This window comes from Pseudomonas alkylphenolica (genome assembly GCF_016009175.1).
In the GTDB taxonomy this organism is placed as follows: domain Bacteria; phylum Pseudomonadota; class Gammaproteobacteria; order Pseudomonadales; family Pseudomonadaceae; genus Aquipseudomonas; species Aquipseudomonas alkylphenolica_B.
In genome coordinates, this window is sequence record NZ_JADUCM010000007.1 from 20,671 (window position 1) to 42,615 (window position 21,945).

Below are 21,945 nucleotides of genomic sequence, written 5' to 3' on the forward strand. Positions count from 1 at the left end.
TAAAAAAGGCCACCCGAAGGTGGCCTTAATCACTAGAGAGAGTGTTCGAACTTACACTGCCGCAACGGGACGCATGTAAGAGATCGGTGCCGTACTGGCATCTTCGAAGGTCACCACTTCCCAGGCATCTTTCTCCTCGATCAGCTTGCGCAGCAGCTGGTTGTTCAGCGCGTGTCCGGACTTGTAGCCCTTGAACTCGCCGATCAGGCTGTTGCCCAGCAGGTAGAGGTCGCCGATGGCGTCGAGGATCTTGTGCTTGACGAATTCGTCTTCGTAACGAAGGCCGTCTTCATTGAGCACGCCGTCCTTGTCGACCACGATGGCGTTTTCCACACTGCCGCCGAGCGCGAGGTTATGCTTGCGCAGGTACTCGATATCGCTCATGAACCCGAAGGTCCGGGCGCGACTGACTTCCTTCACGAACGAGGTGCTGGAAAAGTCCACGCTGGCACTTTGGGTCCGGTTGCGGAACACCGGGTGATCGAAATCGATCTCGAAGCTCACCTTGAACCCGTCGAATGGCAGGAAAGTGGCGCGCTTGTCGCCGTCCTCCACTGTTACTTCGCGCAGGATGCGGATGAACTTCTTGGCTGCGTCCTGTTCTTCCAGGCCAGCCGATTGAATCAGGAATACAAAGGGCCCTGCGCTACCGTCCATGATCGGCACTTCGGACGCGGAGAGCTCGACGTAGGCGTTATCGATGCCCAGGCCAGCCATGGCCGAAAGCAGGTGCTCTACCGTGTCTACCTTGGTATCGCCGTTGATTAATGTCGTCGACATGGTGGTCTCGCCGACATTCGCCGCGCGAGCAGGAATTTCCACCACGGGATCGAGGTCGGCTCGGCGAAATACAATGCCGGTATCCACAGGTGCAGGTTTGAGGGTCAGGTAAACCTTTTCCCCGGAGTGCAGGCCGACACCTGTGGCACGGATAATATTCTTCAGGGTGCGTTGTTTAATCATGGCATTGGCCGCTTCAGCGCAAATTGCGAACTGGTATCAACAAAGGTTGAGGATAATACCAGACCCGACCTTTGCTGAATACCAATCACCCTTATACCCCTGATAAATTTCATTAATCGGCCTGACGACGCAGGAAAGCTGGGATGTCCAGATAATCCAGATCGTCTTGCGGATTAAGTTTGGCCGCGGCGGCAGCACCGGCGTGAGCCTGGTTACGCATCACGGTAGGACGCTCCAGGTCACGGTAGTTCACCGACGACTGCTCCTGGCGAACCGGTGCAGGTGCAGGCGTCTGCATGGCAGCGGTCTGCATGGTGTTGTCGATGATCTTCACCGGCTTCTCGATCTTCGCGCCCAGACCGGTGGCGACGACAGTCACGTGCAGCTCGTCGCGCATGTCCGGATCGATAACGGTACCGACCTTGACCATGGCGTGATCGGAAGCGAAGGCCTCGATGATGCTACCCACGTCCGAGTACTCGCCCAGCGACAGGTCCGGACCGGCGGTGATGTTGACCAGAATACCGCGGGCACCCTGCAGGTTGACGTCTTCGAGCAGCGGGTTGCGGATGGCCGCTTCAGTCGCTTCACGTGCACGGTTAGGGCCGCTGGCGCAGCCAGTACCCATCATGGCCATGCCCATTTCGCTCATCACGGTACGCACGTCGGCAAAGTCGACGTTGATCATGCCCGGACGCTTGATGATGTCGGAGATACCGCGAACGGCACCGGCCAATACGTCGTCGGCCTTGGCGAAGGCGGACAGCAGGCTGGCATCTTTGCCCAGGATGGTCAGCAACTTCTCGTTCGGGATGGTGATCAGCGAGTCGACGCTGTCTGCCAATGCACGGATGCCTTCATCGGCGATCTGCATGCGCTTGCGGCCTTCGAACGGGAACGGACGGGTCACCACCGCAACGGTGAGGATGCCCAGCTCCTTGGCGACTTCGGCAATGATCGGCGCAGCACCGGTACCGGTACCACCGCCCATGCCGGTAGTGATGAACACCATGTTGGTGCCCTGCAATACCTCGGCAATGCGCTCACGGTCTTCCAGCGCGGCCTGACGGCCGACTTCCGGATTGGCACCGGCGCCCAGGCCCTTGGTGACACCGGTACCCAGTTGCAGAATGGTACGTGCACCGATGTTTTTCAGCGCTTGAGCATCCGTGTTGGCGCAGATGAACTCAACGCCTTCGATGTTGCTCTTGACCATGTGATTGACGGCGTTGCCACCGCCGCCACCGACGCCGATCACTTTGATGACCGGACTTTGCGGGACGTTGTCTACGAGCTCGAACATTTTCCCTCTCCTTACAGTTCTCTAGTTTTTTGCGCCTACTACTACTGCTTTGAAACTTTAAAAGTTGCCCTGGACCCAGCGTTTGAAACGCTCGAACGCTGGAGCCTTCGGTTCATCGCCATAGCTGTTGCTGCTGTTACCGGTCAGGGACACGCCGTCGGACTGCTTCTGCAAGCCGTAGGTCAGCAGGCCCACACCGGTGGAATAAATCGGGTTGCGCACGACGTCACTCAGACCCCGAACGCTATGCGGAACGCCCAGGCGCACCGGCATGTGGAAAATCTCTTCGGCCAGCTCGACCGCACCTTCCATTTTCGCGGTGCCACCAGTGAGCACGATGCCGGCCGGCACCAGGTCTTCGTAGCCGCTGCGACGCAGTTCGGCCTGGATCAGGGTGAACAGCTCGGCGTAGCGCGGCTCGACCACTTCGGCCAGCGCCTGGCGCGACAGTTCGCGCGGCGGACGGTCGCCAACGCTCGGCACCTTGATGGTTTCACCGGCACCGGCCAGCTTGGCCAGGGCGCAGGCGTAACGGATCTTGATCTCTTCGGCGTACTGGGTCGGGGTACGCAGGGCCATGGCGATGTCGTTGGTCACCTGATCGCCGGCAATCGGGATCACTGCGGTATGACGGATCGCGCCTTCGGTGAAGATGGCGATATCGGTGGTGCCGCCGCCGATGTCCACCAGGCACACGCCCAGCTCTTTCTCGTCGTCGGTCAGCACCGAGTAGGCCGAGGCCAGTTGCTCGAGGATGATGTCGTCGATTTCCAGACCGCAGCGACGCACGCACTTTTCAATGTTCTGTGCAGCGTTGACAGCGCAGGTGACCACGTGAACCTTGGCCTCAAGACGTACGCCAGACATGCCCAGCGGCTCGCGCACGCCTTCCTGGTTATCGATCACGTAGTCCTGAGGCAGGGTATGCAGGACCCGCTGATCGGCCGGAATGGCAACCGCCTGAGCGGCGTCGAGTACGCGCTCAAGGTCGGCCGCGCTGACTTCACGGTCGCGAATTGCAACGATGCCGTGCGAGTTCAGGCTGCGGATATGATTGCCGGCCACACCGACAAACGCCGAGTGGATACGGCAGCCGGCCATCAGCTGGGCTTCTTCCACCGCCCGCTGGATCGACTGCACGGTCGACTCGATATTGACCACGACGCCCTTCTTCAACCCGCGCGAAGGGTGCGTGCCAATACCGACGATTTCCAGGGTACCGTCTGCCGCGACTTCGCCTACCAGCGCCACCACCTTGGAGGTACCGATATCCAGCCCGACGATCATTTTGCCGCTATGCGCATTTGCCATGGTCCTGCCTCTCTCTAATTCTTCGCAACGGCGGGTTGGGCCGTCGTCGGTGCAATCGGTTCCCGCCAGCCAACAGCCAGGCCGTTGGCGTAACGCAGATCGATGCGGGCGATGTTCGTGATCTGTTCTTTGAGTGTCTTGTCGTAAATGGCAATGAAACGGCGCATTTTTTCCACCAGATGATCGCGCCCCAGCAGCAGTTCGATACCCGCCCCCGCACTACCGGCGCCGGTGGTCAGGAACCAGCTGCCGCGCTCGCGCAACTCCAGCCGGGCAATCGAAAAGCCCATCGGCCGCAACATCTGGCTCAGTACCTGATATTGCTGCATCACTTGTTGCTGCGCCCGCTGCGGCCCGAACAGCTGCGGCAGGTGCTCGTAGTTGGCCAGTTCGCGTGGGGTGAAGGCCTGGCCCTGGTTATTGAGCAAGGCCTCCTCACCCCAGCGCGCCACCGGCAACTGTTCTTCCAGGCGGATAACCACCTCGTCCGGCCACACCCGACGCACTTCGGCGTGGGCGATCCAGGGCATCTTTTCCAGTTCCGCGCGCATGCTGGCGAGGTCAACGGTGAAGAAGCTGGCGGCCACGTACGGAGCAATACGCTGTTGCACGGCTTGCTGGCTGATGTAGCTGAGGTCGCCCTGCACCGCGATCTTGGTGATCGGGCGGTCGGCATACGGCATCAGCCGCTGCGCACCCTCGTATGCACCAAACGCTGCAGCGACCAGCAACACCGGCCAAATCAGGCGTTTGAAGATGCTGAAGTTAGCCTTGGGCAGGCGCGCCGACAGTGGCTCCTTGGCCACCATCCGGCTGGCACCGCGCGGCACCGGCTTGCTACGGCCGGTGGCGGGTTGCTGATGACGTAACATCGCGCCTTGCATGGGCTTAACCTCGCGCCTCGACGCTGGCCGCCAGGATCGCCAGCACCAACTGCTGGAAGTCCAGGCCGGCCGCGCGTGCCGCCATTGGGACCAGGCTATGATCCGTCATGCCTGGTGCGGTGTTGACTTCGAGCAGCCAGAAGCGGCCCTGCTCGTCCTGCATGACGTCCAGACGCCCCCAGCCAGCGATGCCAATGGCGTCGCAGGCACGGGCGGTCAGGTCGATCAGTTCCTGTTCTTTCTCGGGGCTCAAGCCACACGGAATCCGGTACTGGGTATCGGAGGCCAGGTACTTGGCGTCGTAGTCGTAGAACGAATGCGGGGTGCCCAGCGCGATCGGCGGCAATACCTGGCCACGTAGGGTCGCGATAGTGAACTCCGGACCTTGAATCCATTGTTCGACCAACACTTGCGAATCGTAGGTGGCGGCGTCTTTCCAGGCAGCGATCAATGCCTCAACGCTGCTCACTTTCGCCATACCGATACTGGAACCTTCATGGGCCGGTTTGACGATCAAAGGGAAGCCCAGTTCCGTGCCCGCAGAAATACAGTCAGCTTCGCTGCTCAGCACCGCGTGACGCGGGGTCGGAATACCCAGGCTCTGCCACACCTGCTTGGTGCGCAGCTTGTCCATGGCCAGGGCCGAAGCGAGGATACCGCTGCCGGTGTACGGGATGCCCAGGCACTCGAGCAGGCCCTGCATGCTGCCGTCTTCACCGCCACGGCCGTGGAGGATGATGAAGGCGCGATCAATCTTTTCGCTCTGCAGGCGCGCCAGCAGGTCGTCGCCGACATCGATGCCGACGACGTCGACACCGGCACTGGTCAGCGCCTCGATTACTGCCGCGCCGGATTTCAACGACACGGCACGCTCAGCACTCTTGCCGCCATAAAGCACGGCAACGCGGCCGAAGGCTTTCGGGTCGAGGGTCGAGTGCAACGAGGCAAATGCGTTATCAGTCATTTCGACTTCTCCTGACTGGCAACGGCACCAGCGAACAACGGACTCTTCAACAGTTGTGGGGCCAGGCCACCAATGTCACCGGCGCCCTGACACAACAGGATGTCGCCGGCACGCAGCAACGGCTTGACCAGCGGCGCCAGCTCAACGCCGCGCTCGATGTAGATCGGATCGAGCTGGCCACGCTGACGAATGCTGTGGCACAGCTGACGGCTGTCGGCGCCGGGAATCGGCTCTTCGCCGGCCGGGTAGACTTCCATCAACAGCAGCACGTTGGCGTCAGCCAGGACCTGGACGAAGTCGTCATACAGGTCGCGGGTACGGCTGTAACGGTGCGGCTGGTAGACCATCACCAGGCGGCGCTCAGGCCAGCCACCGCGCACGGCCTTGATCACCGCGGCCACTTCGGTCGGGTGGTGACCGTAGTCGTCAACCAGCATCACGCTGCCACCGTCGACCGGCAATTCGCCATAGACCTGGAAGCGCCGACCGACGCCCTGGAACCCGGACAGGCCCTGAACGATGGCTTCATCGCTGATGCCCTCGTCCGTAGCAATGGCGATGGTTGCCAGCGCGTTGAGGACGTTGTGGTTGCCCGGCATGTTGACCGACACATCCAGCGGCTCGCGGTCACGGCGCAGCACGGTGAAGTGGGTCTGCATGCCCGACTGGCGAACATTGATAGCGCGCACGTCGGCTGCTTCGCTGAAGCCGTAGGTGACCGCCGGACGTTTGACCAGCGGCAGGATTTCACGCACCACCGGGTCGTCCAGGCACACCACCGCCAAGCCATAGAACGGCAGGTTGTGGAGGAACTCGACAAAGGTCTTCTTCAGTTTGTTGAAGTCACCTTCGTAGGTCGCCATGTGGTCGGCGTCGATGTTGGTGACCACGGCCACCAGCGGCTGCAGGTGCAGGAAGCTGGCGTCGCTCTCGTCGGCCTCGGCGATCAGGTAGCGGCTGGTGCCAAGCTGGGCATTGGTACCCGCTGCATTCAGACGCCCTCCGATAACGAAGGTCGGATCCAGGCCGCCAGCGGCGAACACCGAGGCCAGCAGGCTGGTCGTGGTGGTCTTGCCGTGGGTACCGGCGACGGCGATGCCATGACGGTAGCGCATCAGCTCGGCGAGCATCTCGGCACGCGGTACCACCGGAATGCGGCGCTCAAGGGCGGTGGCAACTTCCGGGTTGGCAGGATTGATGGCACTGGACACTACCAGCACGTCTGCACTGGCGGCGTTTTCGGCGCGGTGGCCGATGAAAATTTCAGCGCCGAACGAGGTCAGACGTTCGGTGACCGGCGAGGTCTTGAGGTCAGAACCCGATACCTGGTAGCCCAGGTTCAGCAGCACTTCGGCAATACCGCACATGCCCACGCCGCCGATACCGACGAAGTGAATACGGCGGATACGGCGCATTTCCGGTTGCGGGATGGCCTTCTGATTTTCAACCATGCGCCACCTCCAGGCAGATATCGACCACGGTGCTTGTGGCAGCGGGTTTGGCCAGGCGCCGGGCAGTGGCAGCCATGGTGTTGAGTTTTTCCGGTTGCATCAGCACCTCGTTCAGGCGTTCAGCGAGCTGCGCTGCGCCAGTTGTCGCTTGTGGCATCAGGAAGGCAGCGCCTTCGCGGGCCAGATAATGGGCGTTGTGGGTCTGGTGATCGTCGATGGCGTGGGGCAACGGCACCAGCATCGATGGCAGGCCGGCTGCGGCCAGCTCGCTGACAGTGAGTGCGCCGGCGCGGCAGACCACCAGATCGGCCCAGGCATAGGCCTTGGCCATGTCTTTGATAAAGGGCTCTACCTGAGCCTCGACGCCGGCTTCGCGATAGCGCTCGGCGGTAATCTGGTCATGCTTTTTACCCGCCTGGTGGAATACCTCGGGACGAACGTCCGCAGGCACCTGGGCCAAGGCTTGGGGCAACAATTTATTCAACGGTTCAGCGCCCAGGCTTCCGCCCAGCACCAGCAAGCGCGGCCGCCGTGCGCCCAAGGGCTCACGCGGCGCCTGGATGAACAGCTCACTGCGCACCGGATTACCGGTGGTGCGCAGTTTTTCCGACGCACTGAATGTGCCGGGGAAAGCTTCGCAGACTCGGCCAGCCAACGGCACCAGCAGCCGATTGGCGGTACCGGCACGGGCATTCTGTTCGTGGACCACGACGGGCACGCCGCACAGTTTGGCAGCCACACCGCCCGGCCCGGTCACATAGCCACCAAAGCCGACCACGCAGACCGGCTTGAGCTGGCGAATGATGCGCCGTGCCTGGAACACGGCCTTGACCAAGGTAAACGGCGCCTTGAGCAGCGAAAGCTTGCCTTTGCCGCGCAGGCCGCTGACCTGGATCAGGTGCAACGGCAAGCCCGCCTGCGGTACCAGTTCATTCTCGATACCACGCGGGGTGCCCAGCCAGTGCACGCTGTAGCCGCGCGCCTGGAACTCCCGGGCACAGGCCAGTGCCGGGAACACATGGCCCCCGGTGCCGCCTGCCATGATCAGTACGTTCTTGCCGTCAGCGGCCATGATTCGGCTCCTCGGCAAAATCGCTTTCATCGAATTCGTGCTCTTCGCTGCCCAGGTGGGTACGACTCTCCCACTCGATCCGCAGCAACAACCCGACACAGGCACAGCAGATAACCAGCGAGCTACCACCGTAGCTGAGGAACGGCAGGGTCAGGCCCTTGGTTGGCAGCAGGCCGACGTTTACGCCGATATTGATCAGGAACTGACCAATCCACAGGAAGGCCAGGCCGAATGCCATATAGGCAGCAAAGAACTGTTTGGCTTTCTCGGCCCACAGGCCGATGTACAGCGCGCGCACGGTGACGAACACGAACAACGCCACGGTGACCAGCGAGCCGACCACACCCAGCTCTTCGGCAAGTACCGAAAACACGAAGTCGGTGTGTGCTTCCGGCAGGTAGAACTGCTTTTGCACGCTGTTGCCCAGGCCGACGCCGAGCCACTCGCCGCGGCCGAAGGCGATCAGTGCCTGGGTCAGCTGGTAGCCGGAACCGAACTGGTCGGACCAGGGATCGGTAAAGGTGATCAGACGCGCCATCCGGTAGGGCTGGGCCTGTACGAGCACGAACACTGCTCCCACCGCCAGCACCACCATCAAGCTGAAGCGGAACAGCCCCACCCCGCCGAGAAACAGCATGGCCGCAGCCGCCCCCATCATCACTACCGTGGCACCGAAGTCCGGCTCCATCAGCAGCAGGCCGGCCATCGGCAGCAGGACAATGAATGGCTTGAAGAAGCCCATCCAGCTTTCGCGCACTTCGGTCTGCCGGCGTACCAGGTAGCCGGCCAGGTAGATAACAACGAATACCTTGGCGATTTCCGAAGGCTGCACGTTGAAGAAGCTGAAACCGATCCAGCGCATCGAACCGTTCACTTCACGGCCAATACCTGGTACCAGCACCAGCACCAGCAAGCCGAAGGCACCGACGAGCATGGTGAAGCCCATCTTCTGCCAGGTCGCGATCGGCACCATCATCGTGACGATGCAGGCGAAAATGCCGATGGCCACGTACACCAGGTGGCGGAACATGTGATACAGCGGGTTACCCGACTGCGCGGCGGCCACTTCCGAGGACGCCGAGGTGATCATCACAAGGCCAAGGCCAAGCAACGCCAGGCAACCCGCGAGCATGGCAAAGTCGAGATCGATGCCGCGACCGCTGATCAGCGGCGACGGGTAGGGCTTGATGATGCCGAAGATCATGCCAGCCCTCCTACGGCCTGGGCGAACAGACGCCCACGCTCTTCAAAATTCTTGAACATGTCGAGGCTGGCGCACGCTGGCGACAGCAGCACGGCGTCACCCGGTTGTGCCTGCTCGGCACATTGCGCGACGGCCTCGTCGAGAGTTTTTACGCGGATCAGCGGCACACGGTCGCCCAGTGCTTCAGCCAGGCGTTCGGCATCGCGACCGAGCAGCACCACCGCACGGCAATGGGCCGCGACTGGCTCACGCAACGCGCTGAAGTCGGCGCCCTTGCCATCGCCACCGGCGATCAGCACCAGCTTGCCGTCGATGTCGGCACCCAGGCCTTCGATCGCAGCCAGCGCGGCGCCGACATTGGTCGCCTTGGAGTCGTCGTACCAGCTCACGCCGTTACGCTCACGCACCCACTGGCAGCGGTGCGCCAGGCCTGCGAAGGTACGCAGGCTGGAGAGCATGGCGTCCATCGGCAAACCGACGGCATGGCCCAGCGCCAGCGCCGCCAGGGCGTTGGACTGGTTATGTGAACCGCGAATCTTCAACTCACGTACCGGCATCAGGTTCTGGAACTCGAACGCCAGGTACTTCTCGCCGCCCTCTTCGCGCAGGCCGAAGGCCTTGAAGTCAGGGACGTTCAAACCAAAGGTCCAGACCGGCTGGCCTTCAGCCAGGAGCGGTCGGCTCAGCGCATCCTGACGATTGACTACCACTTGCCGCGCACCCCGGAAGATCCGGTGCTTGGCCAGGTGATAGGCCGGCAGGCCGCTGTAGCGGTCCATGTGGTCTTCGCTGACGTTGAGCACAGTGGCCACTTCAGCATTGAGCTGGTCGGTGGTTTCCAGCTGGAAGCTGGAAAGCTCCATCACGTAAAGCTCGACATCGTCGCTGAGCAGATCCAGCGCCGGTGTGCCGAGGTTACCGCCCACCGCCACACGTTTGCCTGCCGCTGCCGCCATCTCGCCGACCAGGGTGGTCACGGTGCTTTTCGCATTGGAGCCACTGATCGCAATGATGGGCGCCTTGGCATTGCGTGCAAACAGTTCGATATCGCCGGACAACTTCACGCCACGGGCTGCCGCCTGCTGCAGTGCCGGCGTGGCAAGGGCCAGGCCAGGGCTGACATACAGCTCGTCGGCGCGGCACAGAAATTCAACGTCCAGGTCACCACAACGCACTTCTACCTGCGGGTAATCGCGGCGCAGGGTTTCCAGTTCCGGGGGTTGCTCACGGGTGTCGGCGACCGCAAAGGCAACGCCCCGGTTCGCCAGGAAGCGAACCAGGGACATGCCGCTCTTGCCGAGGCCGACAACGATGCGGAAGTGGTCAGAAGCGATCAGTGACACGCGTTTCTACCTCAGTTTCAGGGTGGCAAGGCCGATCAGCACAAGAATCACGGTGATAATCCAGAAACGGACGATCACCCGCGGCTCGGGCCAACCCTTGAGTTCAAAGTGATGGTGAATCGGCGCCATGCGGAACACCCGCTTGCCGGTCAACTTGAAGGAAGCGACCTGGATCACCACCGACAAGGTCTCCATGACGAACACACCGCCCATGATGAACAGGACGATTTCCTGACGAACGATAACGGCGATGGTGCCCAGTGCAGCGCCCAGCGCCAGGGCACCGACATCCCCCATGAACACCTGGGCCGGATAGGTGTTGAACCACAGGAAGCCCAGCCCGGCGCCGATCAGCGCGCCGCAGAATACGATCAGCTCACCGGCACCCGGCACGTAAGGGATCAGCAGGTACTCGGCAAATTTCACGTTGCCCGACAGGTAGCAGAAGATGCCCAGGGCACCACCGACCATCACGGTTGGCATGATGGCCAGGCCATCGAGGCCGTCGGTGAGGTTGACGGCGTTGCTCGAGCCCACGATCACAAAGTAGGTCAGCACGACAAAACCGATGCCCAGCGGGATGGTGACATCCTTGAGCATCGGTATCAGCAAGGTGGTTTCGACACTGCTCGGCGCGGTCACGTAAAGGAAGATTGCTGCGCCCAGGCCGAATACCGACTGCCAGAAATACTTCCAGCGACTTGGCAGGCCACGGGAGTTCTTCTCGATCACTTTGCGGTAGTCATCCACCCAGCCAATGGCACCGAACAGCAGGGTGACGATCAGCACAACCCACACATAACGGTTGGTCAGGTCGGCCCAGAGCAAAGTGCTGATACCGATTGCCGAGAGAATCAGGGCGCCGCCCATGGTCGGGGTGCCGGACTTGGACAGGTGGGATTGCGGGCCGTCATTACGAACCGCTTGACCGATCTGGCGAATCTGCAAGGTACGGATCATCCATGGCCCCAACCACAGGGCCAGCGACAACGCGGTCAGTACACCGAGGATCCCGCGCAGGGACAGGTACTGGAAGACCGCGAAGCCTTTGTAGAACTGTTGCAGATACTCAGCCAACAGCAGCAGCATTAATGTTTCTCCCCGCTGGAACCGCACAAGGCCGCCACGACGTTTTCCATCGCAGCGCTGCGCGAACCCTTGATCAAAATGGTGGTATTGGTGGCCTGCTCGCCGCGAACCGCGTCGATCAGGTCAGCTTGAGTAGCGAAATGACGGGCATTGGCGCCGAACGCTGCCACGGCGTGAGCCATGTTAGGGCCCACCGCATACAGTGCCGAAACCTTGTCTTTGGCGTAGTCGCCTACCTGCCGGTGCCCTTCCTCAGCCCACTGGCCCAATTCGCCGATGTCCCCGAGCACCAGAACGGTGCGCCCGGAAAAGCCGGCGAGTATATCAACGGCAGCGCACATGGAGGTGGGGTTTGCGTTGTAGGTGTCATCGATTACCCGCACACCGTTGGCGGCCATCTGCACCACAGTGCGGCCCTTGACCGGCTGCACATTATTCAAGCCCTCGGCGATGCCGTTCAGCGCCAGACCAATGGCATGAGCGGCCGCAGCCGCGGCGAGAGCGTTGGCAACGTTGTGCGTACCCAGCAGATTGAGCTGAACCCGTGCTGCACCCTGTGGGCCGCGCAGGTCGAAGGCCGGGCAGCCGCGTTCATCATGGGTAATGTTGCCGGCGTGGAAGTCCGCGTCGGCATTGTTCAGGGCAAAGGTCAGCACCTGGCGATTGCCAGCGCGCTGTTTCCAGATGCCGAATGCCTTGTCATCAAGATTCAATACGGCGACGCCATCCTGATCCAGACCCTCGAGGATTTCGCCCTTGGCTTCGACAATCTTCTCCGGCCCGCCGAATTCACCGACATGCGCCGTACCGGCGTTGTTGATCAGCGCCACGTGAGGTTTCGTCAAGCCCACGGTGTAGGCGATCTCGCCAATGCGCGAAGCGCCCAGCTCGATGACCGCTGCGGTATGTTCCGGGGCGATTTCAAGCAGGGTCAGCGGTGCGCCCAGGTCGTTGTTCAGGTTGCCACGGGTGGCCAGGACCGCGCCTTGCGTACGCAGGATGCTGGCAAGCATTTCCTTGACCGTGGTCTTGCCGCTGGAGCCGGTGATGGCTGCGACCGGCTTGTCGAACGCCGCACGGTTGAGCGCACCGAGCTGACCGAGGGCCAGACGGCTGTCGGCAACTACAAGCTGGGGCAGATCAGTACCCGGCACTTCGCGCTCGACCAGCGCGGCAACCGCGCCCTTGGCCTGCACCTCGTTCAGGTAGTCATGGCCGTCGAAACGCGGCCCGGCCAACGCTACGAACAGCTGCCCGGCAACGATTGCGCGGCTGTCGATGCTGACGCCGGTAAAGGTTGCATCGGCACCTGTCAGGCGCCCTTGCAGCGGCGCGACCAACTGGGCAAGGGTCAATGGCTTAAGCATGGGGAGCCTCCCAGACAGCGAGGGCTTTTTCAGCCTCGACCAGATCGGAAAAATCATGACGCTGGCCGTTGATTTCCTGATAGTCCTCGTGGCCTTTGCCGGCCAGGACAATGACATCGTCACCACCGGCGCTGGCAATAAGATGAGCAATCGCAGGACCACGACCAGCCACGAACTCAACCGCATCAGCCTTGGCAAAACCCGGGCGGATATCGGCAAAAATCTGCTGCGGGTCTTCACTGCGCGGGTTGTCGTCAGTCACCACCACCCGGTCCGCAAGGCGTTCGGCCACTTCGGCCATCAACGGGCGCTTGCCGCGATCACGATCGCCGCCGCAACCGAACAGGCACACCAGTTGCCCCTTGGCGTGCGGACGCAAGGCTTGCAGCACTTGCTCCAGCGCATCCGGGGTATGGGCGTAATCAACCACCACCAAGGGTTTGCTGCCCCCACCCAAACGCTGCATACGGCCGATCGGCCCTTCCAGATTGGGGGTGACGGCAAGAATTTCATCCAGCGCATAGTTGAGCGCGAGCAAGGTACCGACGGCCGCCAGCATGTTGCTCAGGTTGAAGCGACCCAGCAGGCGACTGCGCAGCGTGCGCTCGCCCTGGGCGGTAACGATCACGGCACGCACACCGTCATCATCGAAGTGCGCTTCGCGGCAATACAGCGAGGCGGCACTGTCGTTGAGGCTGTAGCTGATCAGACGCGACTCGGCATGTTCGGCGGCCAGCCGACGACCAAAGTCATCATCCAGATTGACCACCCGGCAACGCAGGTTCGGCCAGGCAAACAAGCGCGCCTTGGCCTTTTCATAGGCCTCCATACTGCCGTGGTAGTCGAGGTGATCACGGGACAGGTTGGTCATCACCGCGATATCGAAATCCAGGGCGGCAACCCGCCCCTGCTCCAGGGCGTGGGAGGAAACCTCCATCGCCACGGCCTTGGCGCCGCCTTTCTTCAGGTCATTGAGGGTGGCCTGCACCGCGATCGGGTCCGGCGTGGTCAGGCGACCGCTTTGCAGCTCGCCATAGAACCCGGTACCCAGGGTGCCGATCAGGCCACAGCGCTGACCGAGCTTGTCCAGGGCCTGAGCCACCAGTTGCGTCACGCTGGTCTTGCCGTTGGTGCCAGTGACCCCCACGAGATCCAGTTGACGGCTCGGCTCGCCATAGAAGCGCCCGGCAATGTCCGACAGCTGGGCGATCAGCCCTCGCACCGGAATCAGCGGTACTTCGGTAATCGGCAGCACCGTGGCGCCTGCAGCTTCATAGGCCACGGCAGCAGCACCACGCTTGAGCGCGTCGGCAATATGATCACGGCCGTCGACCTTCGCCCCGGGCACTGCCAGGAACAGGTCACCGGGACGGATGTTACGGCTGTCGAGCGTCAGCTCGCGAATCAACGGATCGCGGCTGGCCTGGGCGAACAGTTTGCTCAGTGGCATCGTCATCAACCGCGCCCTCCTTTGGCGGGCGCAGCATTGACCTGCTGCTGTGGAGTCGCCGGCGGCAGGTTATCCGGCGGAATATTCATCAGGCGTAACGTGCCCGACATGACTTTGCTGAATACCGGTGCCGAGACCAGGCCACCGAAGTAGCCACCTTTGCTCGGCTCGTCGATGACCACCACCACGGCATAGCGCGGATCGCTCATCGGGCCGAAGCCGGCGAACAGCGAACGGTAGGAATTCTCGGTGTAGCCTTTGGAACCAATCGTGGCTTTACGCGCCGTACCACTCTTGCCACCGACGTGATAGAACGGCACCTGGGCGCGGAACACACCGCGCGGCGCTTCAATTACCTGCTGCACCATGCCTTGGATGGTCTTGGCGACTTCCACCGGCACCACCTGGGTGGATTCCGGCGCCTTGTCGACCTTGAGAATGCTCAGCGGCACCATCTTGCCGTCGTTGGCCAGCGCGGCGTACGCATGCACCAGCTGCAAGGCGGTGACCGACAAACCGTAGCCATACGACAGGGTGGCGGTTTCGGCCTTGCGCCACTCACGGTGGTTCGGCAGGTTACCGACGCGCTCACCCGGGAAGCCCAGGCCGGTGTACTGCCCCAGACCGAGCTGGGACATCACGCGGTAGATCGACTCGCCACCGATATCGAAGGCAATCTTGCTCATGCCGACGTTACTGGAGTTGATCAGGATGCCGGTCAGGTCAAGGATCGGGCCTTCGCTCTTGGACACGTCACGAATGGTGTAGCGCCCAAGCTGCAGGGTGCCCGGGTAGACTTCGACCTTGTCGGTCGGCTTCCAGCGCCCGCTTTGCAGCGCAGCACTCATGGACAGCGGCTTGACCGTGGAACCGGGCTCGAACACGTCGATGATTGCGCGGTTACGCATGGCCGCCGGGAACATGCTGCGGCGGTTGTTCGGGTTGTAGGTGGGCTGGTTGACCATGGCCAGCACTTCACCGGTCTTCACATCGAGGATCACCAAGCTGCCGGCCTTGGCTTCCTGCTCGGCAATGGCATTGCGCAGTTCACGGGTCGCCAGGTATTGCAGGCGCAGGTCGATGGACAACGCCAAGGTCTTACCGGCCTTGGCGTTTTTGGTTACCTGGATGTCTTTGATCAGCCGCCCGCGCCGATCCTTGATCACCTGTCGCTTGCCGGGTACCCCGGCCAGCCATTCGTCATAGGCCAGCTCCACACCTTCGCGACCATGGTCATCGAGGTCGGTAAAGCCGACCATGTGTGCGGCGACATCACCTGCCGGGTAGAAACGACGAAATTCCTCGATGCCATAGACACCGGGAACCTTCAGGTCGAGCACCACCTGCCCCTGCTCCGGGGTCAGGCCGCGAACCAGGTAGATGAACTCCTTGTTGGCCTGCTGCTCGAGACGCTGGGTCAGCTGTTGCGGATTCTGCTTGAGTGCGGCAGCCAGTGCCGGCCAGCGATCCTTGTAAGCCTGCATTTCCTTGGGGTTGGCCCACAAGGTAGTGACCGGGGTACTGACCGCCAGCGGTTCACCGTTACGGTCGGTGATCAGCCCGCGGTGCGCAGGAATGGGGATATGACGCAGGCTGCGGGCATCGCCCTGGCCCTTGAGGAAGTCACGGTCCACGACCTGCAGGTCGATAATGCGCCAGGCAATTGCACCGACCATCACCGCCAGCAAGGCAATGACCACGCGGAACCGCCAAGGATAGAGTGCACCCTCAAGTTTCATCATGGCGCCACCATCCGTACTTCGTCGGCGGCAGGGATGCGCATCTGCAATTGTTCGCTGGCCAGGTTTTCGATTCGGCTGTGCGCGGTCCAGGTGCTCTGCTCAAGAATCAACCGGCCCCACTCGGCTTGCGCCTTGTCACGTTCGCTGAGTTCGCCGTAAAGGGTGTTGAGCAACTGACGGTTCCAGTGCGCGCTGTACGACACCGCCACCGAAGAAACGAGCACGGCAACAAACAGCAGAAGCATCAGGAAGCTTCCGCCTGGCAAAGGCTTGGCGAACAGGCGACTCACCGCAGCTTCTCGGCAACGCGCATGACCGCGCTGCGTGAACGTGGGTTGGCCTTGAGTTCGGCTTCGGAGGCAAATTGCGCCTTGCCGATCAGCTTGATCTTCGGTTCGAAATGCTTGTGCTGCACGGGCAGGTTGCGTGGCAGGTTGTCGCCCTCGCCCTTGACCAGCTTGCGCATGAACAGCTTGACGATGCGGTCTTCCAGGGAGTGGAAGCTGATCACCACCAGACGCCCACCGACTTCCAGTGCGTCAAGGGCAGCCTCGAGGCCGAGCTCCAGATCGCCCAGCTCGTTGTTGACGTGAATGCGCAGCCCCTGGAACGCACGGGTGGCCGGGTTCTTGCCCTTTTCCCAGGCCGGGTTGGCAACCTTGAGTACTTCGGCCAGGTCGGCGGTGCGCTCGAACGGCTGGATTTCACGGCGCGCAACCACAGCGTTGGCCATGCGTTTGGCAAAACGCTCTTCGCCATATTCCTTGAATACGCGGGCGATCTCTTCGGCTGGCGCGGTGGCGATGAACTCGGCGGCGCTGACGCCACGGCTCGGGTCCATGCGCATATCCAGCGGGCCATCATTCATGAAGCTGAAGCCGCGCTCAGGATCGTCCAGCTGTGGCGAAGAAACGCCCAGATCGAGGAGGATGCCATTGACCTTGCCATTGATACCGCGCTCAAGCGCTTCGGCACCCAGTTCGGCAAAACTGCGCTGCACAATGACAAAGCGGCCGTCTTCGGCCGCCAGCGCTTGCCCGGTAGCAATCGCTTGAGGATCTTTGTCAAAACCCAGCAACCGGCCTTGCGGCCCGAGCTTGCTGAGGATCAGGCGGCTGTGCCCACCGCGTCCGAAGGTGCCATCCAGATAGCAGCCATCGGCGCGTACGGCGAGAGCCTCAACGGCTTCGTCAAGCAGTACGGTGATGTGGTTAAAGCCGCTATCTATAGTCACAGGATCAAATCACGCAGTTCATCAGGCATGGCGCCCGGTTGTTGAATAGCTGCAAGGTCGGCTGCCGAAACTGCGTTCCAGGCATCCTCGTCCCACAGCTGAAATTTGTTCAGTTGCCCCACCAGCATCGCTTTCTTGTCGAGCTTGGCGTATTCGCGCAAACGCGGAGGCACCAGGAAACGCCCACTGCCATCAAGCTCCAGATCCACCGCATTGCCGATCAGCAAACGCTGCAGGCGACGGTTCTCTTCACGCAATGACGGCAACGCGCGTAACTTGGCTTCAATCAGTTCCCACTCGTCGAGCGGGTATACACACAAGCAAGGGTCGACAGCGTCGATGGTCACGATCAACTGCCCGGAACTACGCGATTCGAGCTCGTCACGGTACCGGCTCGGCATTGCGAGACGGCCCTTTGCGTCGAGGTTGATGGCGTTTGCTCCGCGGAACACGGCTGCGATTCCCCACTTGTTAGCTTTTTTGTGATCAGAAAACCCACTTCATGCCACTTTCTGCCACTTGCGCACACTATAGGAATCCGCCTACCACACCGTCAAGGCGCGCTTATAAGGAAATCCCTTACAGATCGGAGATTTAGCGTATGGAGGGAAGATATTCGGAGAATTCGAAGAGGCTTTTGACAGAAAAAATCAAACTCATTCAGACAAATAGAGCCCGAAGTTAAAGTGATTTATTAAGAGTAAGATTTTTTTGGTATTACCGGGACACATCTGCTATCGAATCAAGCAGGGGAGGGAAAGGTGGAGAGTCGATCTGTAAGCCGGGTTCTGTCGAGGACAGTCATTCCTCTACGACGGCCATCACTGGACGCCTTTAGCAACCTACCCGGTTCCAACGCGGGCCGCGCCATATGGAACCCTATTTGGTCTTGCTCCGAGTGGGGTTTACCTAGCCACGAACTGTTGCCAGTCGTGCGGTGCGCTCTTACCGCACCTTTTCACCCTTACCGGCACCGAAGTGCTTAGGCGGTTATTTTCTGTGGCACTTTCCGTAGGCTCACGCCCCCCAGGTGTTACCTGGCACTCTGCCCTATGGAGCCCGGACTTTCCTCCCCCCTCTTTTGCGGAACAAAAGAAGGCAGCGACTGTCCGATCGACTCTCCGCCGCAAAGGTTAACGGCAGAGAGGCTCAAGAACAAGCAATAAAACAGATTGTAGCAACGGGTCAGCCGTTGTCTTTCTGTTTTTCCAGCGCCGCCTGGTACAGCACATTCTTGCGCACGCCAGTAATTTCCGCCGCCAGCGCTGCAGCCCGCTTGAGCGGCATCTCCGCCAGCAGCAGGTCGAGCACCCGCATCGCCTCGCTGCTGATCGCCTGCTCATCTTCAGGCGCGGTCCAGCCTGCCACCAGCACAACACACTCGCCGCGCTGCTGATTGCTGTCCGCCTCGACAAACGCACGCAACTCACCCAGCGGCAGGCCTTTGAGGGTTTCGAAGGTCTTGGTCAGTTCGCGCGCCAGCAGGGCAGGACGCTCTGCACCGAACACCGCCTCCATGTCCTGCAGGCATTCAAGGATACGATGCGGCGCTTCGTAGAAGATCAAGGTCCGTGGTTCTTCCTTGACCTGACTCAGGCGCGCACGCCGCCCAACCGCCTTGGCCGGCAAAAAGCCCTCGAAGATGAACCGGTCCGACGGCAAGCCAGCCGCCGACAGTGCGGCAATCAGCGCGCACGCCCCCGGCACCGGCACCACCTTGACTCCAGCCGCACGCGCCTGGCGCACCAGATGGTAGCCAGGATCGGAAATCAACGGCGTACCGGCATCGGAAATCAGCGCCACATTGTCGCCCGCCAACAAACGCGTCAGAAAGCGGCTGCCTTCATCACGCTCGTTGTGTTCGTGGCAGGCCGCCAAGGGCGTGTTGATGCCGAAATGCTGTAGCAAACGAATGGAGTGGCGTGTGTCTTCTGCGGCAATCAACGCCACGTCGCCAAGCACCTTCAGGGCCCGTGCGCTCATGTCGTCCAGGTTGCCAATGGGCGTGGCCACCACGTAGAGCGTGCCGATCGTGGAATGGGAAGCCCCTGGAACATCTGTCACAGCACACACCTTTGAAAGTGAACAAAGCGCCATTGTAGCCCGACTGACGGCAACAATGCGTAACCAGCACAGCCTGCAGGGCGCGTTCCAGCGCCTATATTGAAGGATTAACGCCAGCGACATCGCGCCCCGGCCAGTGCTTGGGTACAATTGCCAGTTAATTTGATCGAGTAACAGGACCTTTACATGATCGCTTGCCTGCGGCTGTTCACAGCCCTTTGCTTCGCCGCCCTGCTGGCAGCCTGCGCCAGCTCGCCCTCGTCGAGCCTCGGCGAACTGCCGCGCACCCCGGACGCCAGCATCGAGCAACTGCTTGAACAAGCCAACACCAGCAAGACACCGGAACAAGCCGCCCTGCTGCGCCTGAGCGCCGCCGACCTGGCGCACCAGCAAAAAGACAACGTGCGCGCTGCACGCATCCTCGAACAGGTGCCGATGGAGCAGCTCAAACCTGCCCAGCAGATCTTCGCCAGCACCCTGAGTGCCGAGCTGGCCATGAGCCGCAACCAGCCCAAGGCTGCCCTGAGCGCCTTGAGTCACCCAAGCCTGGCACGCCTGAACGAATTGCCGGACGAGCAACAGCGCCGCACCCGCAGCGTGCAGGCCAGCGCCCTGGAGGCCGATGGCCAGACCCTGGCCGCGGCGAAAACCCGCGTCGACCTCGCCCCGCTGCTCACCGGCAATGCCGCCAGCGCCAACCAGGACGCCATCTGGAACCTGGTTGCCGCCCTGCCCAGCGATCAGCTGCAAGCGGCCAGCACCGGCGACGACACCTTTGCCGGTTGGGCCAGCCTGGCCCTGGCGGTGAAAAGTGCCGGCACCCTGGAGCAACAACAGGCTGCCATCGACACCTGGAAAACCCAGCACCCCAAGCACCCGGCCGCCCTGCAACTGCCGCTGCCGCTGGTAAAACTCAAGGAACTGGCCAGCCAGCCGCTGACCAAAATCGCCTTGCTGCTGCCCCAGGAAGGCCAGCTGGCCGGTGTGGCCCGCGCCCTGCGTGATGGTTTCATGGCCGCGCACTTCCAGGCGCAACAAGCCGGACAGAAACCCCCTGCGGTCGAAGTCTTCGACAGCTCGCGCATGACCTCCCTGGATGACTTCTATCGCCAGGCCCAGGCAGCCGGCGTCCAGCTGGTCGTTGGCCCGCTGGAAAAGCCCCTGGTCAAACAGCTCGCCTCACGCCCGCAACTGCCTATCACCACCCTGGCCCTGAACTACAGCGACGTCGGCCAGAACGGCCCGGCGCAACTGTTCCAGTTCGGCCTCGCTGCCGAAGACGAAGCCCGTGAAGTCTCGCGCCGCGCCCACGCCGACGGCATGGTTCGTGCCGTTGCCCTGGTACCACGTGGCGATTGGGGCGACCGCGTACTCAAAGCCTTCCGCCAGGACTGGGAAGCCAAGGGCGGCACCCTGCTCGCCGCCGAGCATATTGACCAGCCTGTCGCCCTGGCCCAGCAAATTGCCGATCTGTTCCAGCTGCGCCAGAGCGAAGGCCGCGCCAAGAGCCTGCAGGACACTGTCGGCGGCAGCGTTTCGGCCCAGCCGTCGCGTCGCCAGGACATCGACTTCATCTTCCTCGCCGCCACTCCGCAGCAGGGCCAGCAGATCAAGCCGACCCTGAACTTCCAGTACGCAGGCGACGTTCCGGTCTATGCCACCTCGCACCTGTACAGCGCCAGCGGTGACGTGAACCAGTACAACGACATGAACGGCATTCGCTTCTGCGAGACCCCGTGGCTGCTCGACACCAACAACAGCCTGCGCCAGCAAGTCGTCAGCCAGTGGCCACAAGCCGCCGGCAGCCTCGGTCGCCTGTACGCCATGGGTATCGATGCCTACAGCCTGGCGCCACGCCTGACTCAGCTCAAGGCCCTGCCAGACAACCGCATTGAAGGCTTCTCCGGCAGCCTGAGCATGAACCCGAACCAGCGCATCGAGCGTCAGCTGCCTTGGGCCGAGTTCTCCGGCGGTCAGATCAAGCGCCTGCCTGACACCCCGCGCTGATGCCCCACAGTTCGCGCCAGCAGGCCGGCCAGGCCGCCGAACAATACGCCCTTGAGCACCTTCAAGGGCATGGCCTGCAACTGCTGGCGCAGAACTGGCGATGCAAAGGTGGCGAGCTTGATCTGGTCATGCTCGACAGCGATACAGTAGTATTCGTCGAAGTTCGCTATCGGTTGCATGCGGACTTTGGCGGTGCACTCGGCAGTATCGACGGGCGCAAGCAGGACAAACTGGTGCTAGCCGCCGAGTCTTTTCTGCACAAGGAAACACGCTGGGCCAATCACCCCTGCCGTTTCGATGTGATCGCCGTGCAAGGCAGAGGCCACCAGGGCCAAGCGCTTCAATGGCTGAAAAACGCCTTCGAATGCTGAGCCCGCCCTGACCCTGCACCTTTACCCCATTAATTTTTTTGCTCTTTGCTTCGCGGGCTGCACAGTCATGTGCCGGGACCTTTTCTGTACACTCCCGACACGCCCGGCCAGCCGCCCTACTTAAGG

At 61.7% G+C, this 21,945-nt stretch carries 19 protein-coding genes and 1 other RNA gene; 2 read left to right on the top strand and 18 right to left on the bottom strand.

Annotated features, from left to right (window positions below):
• Positions 1-51 precede the first annotated feature (51 nt).
• The 18 genes from lpxC to rsmI form a co-directional block, all read right to left on the bottom strand.
• Positions 52-963, bottom strand: a complete 912-nt coding sequence (lpxC, locus tag I5S59_RS08965) for a UDP-3-O-acyl-N-acetylglucosamine deacetylase (protein ID WP_128323909.1) — start codon at positions 961-963, stop codon at positions 52-54.
• Between the two features lie 112 nt (positions 964-1,075).
• Positions 1,076-2,266 carry a cell division protein FtsZ gene (ftsZ, locus tag I5S59_RS08970; RefSeq protein WP_128323908.1) on the bottom strand — a complete coding sequence of 397 codons (1,191 nt, stop codon included), beginning with the start codon at positions 2,264-2,266 and terminating at the stop codon, positions 1,076-1,078.
• A 57-nt stretch (positions 2,267-2,323) separates the two neighbouring features.
• A complete protein-coding gene (ftsA, locus tag I5S59_RS08975; protein ID WP_197876284.1) occupies positions 2,324-3,577 on the bottom strand; it encodes a cell division protein FtsA in 1,254 nt (417 codons plus the stop codon).
• 14 nt (positions 3,578-3,591) lie between these two features.
• Positions 3,592-4,461 (bottom strand): cell division protein FtsQ/DivIB, encoded by an 870-nt coding sequence (locus I5S59_RS08980; RefSeq protein WP_197876285.1) that lies wholly within the window; start codon positions 4,459-4,461, stop codon positions 3,592-3,594.
• Positions 4,462-4,465: 4 nt separating this feature from the next.
• On the bottom strand, positions 4,466-5,425 hold the full coding sequence (locus tag I5S59_RS08985) for a D-alanine--D-alanine ligase (RefSeq protein ID WP_197876286.1): 960 nt from the start codon (positions 5,423-5,425) through the stop codon (positions 4,466-4,468).
• Positions 5,422-6,876 carry a UDP-N-acetylmuramate--L-alanine ligase gene (murC, locus tag I5S59_RS08990; RefSeq protein WP_197876287.1) on the bottom strand — a complete coding sequence of 485 codons (1,455 nt, stop codon included), beginning with the start codon at positions 6,874-6,876 and terminating at the stop codon, positions 5,422-5,424. Before murC ends, I5S59_RS08985 begins: the two co-directional genes overlap by 4 nt.
• Positions 6,869-7,948, bottom strand: a complete 1,080-nt coding sequence (gene murG, locus I5S59_RS08995; protein WP_197876288.1) for an undecaprenyldiphospho-muramoylpentapeptide beta-N-acetylglucosaminyltransferase — start codon at positions 7,946-7,948, stop codon at positions 6,869-6,871. The genes murC and murG overlap by 8 nt, the downstream gene beginning before the upstream one ends.
• Complete coding sequence (gene ftsW / locus I5S59_RS09000) at positions 7,938-9,152, bottom strand: putative lipid II flippase FtsW (protein ID WP_232239659.1); 1,215 nt, start codon at positions 9,150-9,152, stop codon at positions 7,938-7,940. Before ftsW ends, murG begins: the two co-directional genes overlap by 11 nt.
• Complete coding sequence (gene murD, locus I5S59_RS09005; RefSeq protein WP_197876289.1) at positions 9,149-10,495, bottom strand: UDP-N-acetylmuramoyl-L-alanine--D-glutamate ligase; 1,347 nt, start codon at positions 10,493-10,495, stop codon at positions 9,149-9,151. The genes ftsW and murD overlap by 4 nt, the downstream gene beginning before the upstream one ends.
• Before the next feature lie 6 nt (positions 10,496-10,501).
• A complete protein-coding gene (gene mraY, locus I5S59_RS09010) occupies positions 10,502-11,584 on the bottom strand; it encodes a phospho-N-acetylmuramoyl-pentapeptide-transferase (protein ID WP_197876290.1) in 1,083 nt (360 codons plus the stop codon).
• Positions 11,584-12,951: a UDP-N-acetylmuramoyl-tripeptide--D-alanyl-D-alanine ligase gene (locus I5S59_RS09015; RefSeq protein WP_197876291.1), complete on the bottom strand. Its 1,368-nt coding sequence runs from the start codon at positions 12,949-12,951 to the stop codon at positions 11,584-11,586. The genes mraY and I5S59_RS09015 overlap by 1 nt, the downstream gene beginning before the upstream one ends.
• Positions 12,944-14,407 carry a UDP-N-acetylmuramoyl-L-alanyl-D-glutamate--2,6-diaminopimelate ligase gene (locus I5S59_RS09020; protein WP_197876292.1) on the bottom strand — a complete coding sequence of 488 codons (1,464 nt, stop codon included), beginning with the start codon at positions 14,405-14,407 and terminating at the stop codon, positions 12,944-12,946. Before I5S59_RS09020 ends, I5S59_RS09015 begins: the two co-directional genes overlap by 8 nt.
• Positions 14,407-16,140, bottom strand: a complete 1,734-nt coding sequence (locus I5S59_RS09025) for a peptidoglycan D,D-transpeptidase FtsI family protein (protein WP_197876401.1) — start codon at positions 16,138-16,140, stop codon at positions 14,407-14,409. The genes I5S59_RS09020 and I5S59_RS09025 overlap by 1 nt, the downstream gene beginning before the upstream one ends.
• On the bottom strand, positions 16,140-16,433 hold the full coding sequence (gene ftsL / locus I5S59_RS09030) for a cell division protein FtsL (protein ID WP_128323896.1): 294 nt from the start codon (positions 16,431-16,433) through the stop codon (positions 16,140-16,142). The genes I5S59_RS09025 and ftsL overlap by 1 nt, the downstream gene beginning before the upstream one ends.
• The gene (rsmH, locus tag I5S59_RS09035) at positions 16,430-17,377 is read right to left on the bottom strand and encodes a 16S rRNA (cytosine(1402)-N(4))-methyltransferase RsmH (RefSeq protein ID WP_420066447.1); all 948 of its coding nucleotides are present in this window, start codon (positions 17,375-17,377) and stop codon (positions 16,430-16,432) included. Before rsmH ends, ftsL begins: the two co-directional genes overlap by 4 nt.
• The gene (gene mraZ, locus I5S59_RS09040; RefSeq protein WP_128323895.1) at positions 17,374-17,829 is read right to left on the bottom strand and encodes a division/cell wall cluster transcriptional repressor MraZ; all 456 of its coding nucleotides are present in this window, start codon (positions 17,827-17,829) and stop codon (positions 17,374-17,376) included. Before mraZ ends, rsmH begins: the two co-directional genes overlap by 4 nt.
• Positions 17,830-18,138: 309 nt before the next feature.
• Positions 18,139-18,498, bottom strand: an RNA gene (rnpB, locus tag I5S59_RS09045) — RNase P RNA component class A.
• Between the two features lie 64 nt (positions 18,499-18,562).
• A complete protein-coding gene (gene rsmI, locus I5S59_RS09050; protein ID WP_197876293.1) occupies positions 18,563-19,441 on the bottom strand; it encodes a 16S rRNA (cytidine(1402)-2'-O)-methyltransferase in 879 nt (292 codons plus the stop codon).
• A gap of 186 nt (positions 19,442-19,627) precedes the next feature.
• Here rsmI and I5S59_RS09055 point away from each other — a divergent pair, with 186 nt between their 5' ends.
• Positions 19,628-21,448, top strand: a complete 1,821-nt coding sequence (locus I5S59_RS09055) for a penicillin-binding protein activator (RefSeq protein WP_197876294.1) — start codon at positions 19,628-19,630, stop codon at positions 21,446-21,448.
• A complete protein-coding gene (locus I5S59_RS09060; protein WP_197876295.1) occupies positions 21,448-21,819 on the top strand; it encodes a YraN family protein in 372 nt (123 codons plus the stop codon). Before I5S59_RS09055 ends, I5S59_RS09060 begins: the two co-directional genes overlap by 1 nt.
• Positions 21,820-21,945: the final 126 nt, after the last annotated feature.

Coding starts and splice junctions, on each gene's coding strand:
- lpxC (WP_128323909.1), bottom strand. CDS start 963: ATGATTAAACAACGCACCCTGAAGAATATTATCCGTGCCACAGGTGTC.
- ftsZ (WP_128323908.1), bottom strand. CDS start 2,266: ATGTTCGAGCTCGTAGACAACGTCCCGCAAAGTCCGGTCATCAAAGTG.
- ftsA (WP_197876284.1), bottom strand. CDS start 3,577: ATGGCAAATGCGCATAGCGGCAAAATGATCGTCGGGCTGGATATCGGT.
- I5S59_RS08980 (WP_197876285.1), bottom strand. CDS start 4,461: ATGCAAGGCGCGATGTTACGTCATCAGCAACCCGCCACCGGCCGTAGC.
- I5S59_RS08985 (WP_197876286.1), bottom strand. CDS start 5,425: ATGACTGATAACGCATTTGCCTCGTTGCACTCGACCCTCGACCCGAAA.
- murC (WP_197876287.1), bottom strand. CDS start 6,876: ATGGTTGAAAATCAGAAGGCCATCCCGCAACCGGAAATGCGCCGTATC.
- murG (WP_197876288.1), bottom strand. CDS start 7,948: ATGGCCGCTGACGGCAAGAACGTACTGATCATGGCAGGCGGCACCGGG.
- ftsW (WP_232239659.1), bottom strand. CDS start 9,152: ATGATCTTCGGCATCATCAAGCCCTACCCGTCGCCGCTGATCAGCGGT.
- mraY (WP_197876290.1), bottom strand. CDS start 11,584: ATGCTGCTGCTGTTGGCTGAGTATCTGCAACAGTTCTACAAAGGCTTC.
- I5S59_RS09015 (WP_197876291.1), bottom strand. CDS start 12,951: ATGCTTAAGCCATTGACCCTTGCCCAGTTGGTCGCGCCGCTGCAAGGG.
- I5S59_RS09020 (WP_197876292.1), bottom strand. CDS start 14,407: ATGACGATGCCACTGAGCAAACTGTTCGCCCAGGCCAGCCGCGATCCG.
- I5S59_RS09025 (WP_197876401.1), bottom strand. CDS start 16,140: ATGAAACTTGAGGGTGCACTCTATCCTTGGCGGTTCCGCGTGGTCATT.
- I5S59_RS09055 (WP_197876294.1), top strand. CDS start 19,628: ATGATCGCTTGCCTGCGGCTGTTCACAGCCCTTTGCTTCGCCGCCCTG.
- I5S59_RS09060 (WP_197876295.1), top strand. CDS start 21,448: ATGCCCCACAGTTCGCGCCAGCAGGCCGGCCAGGCCGCCGAACAATAC.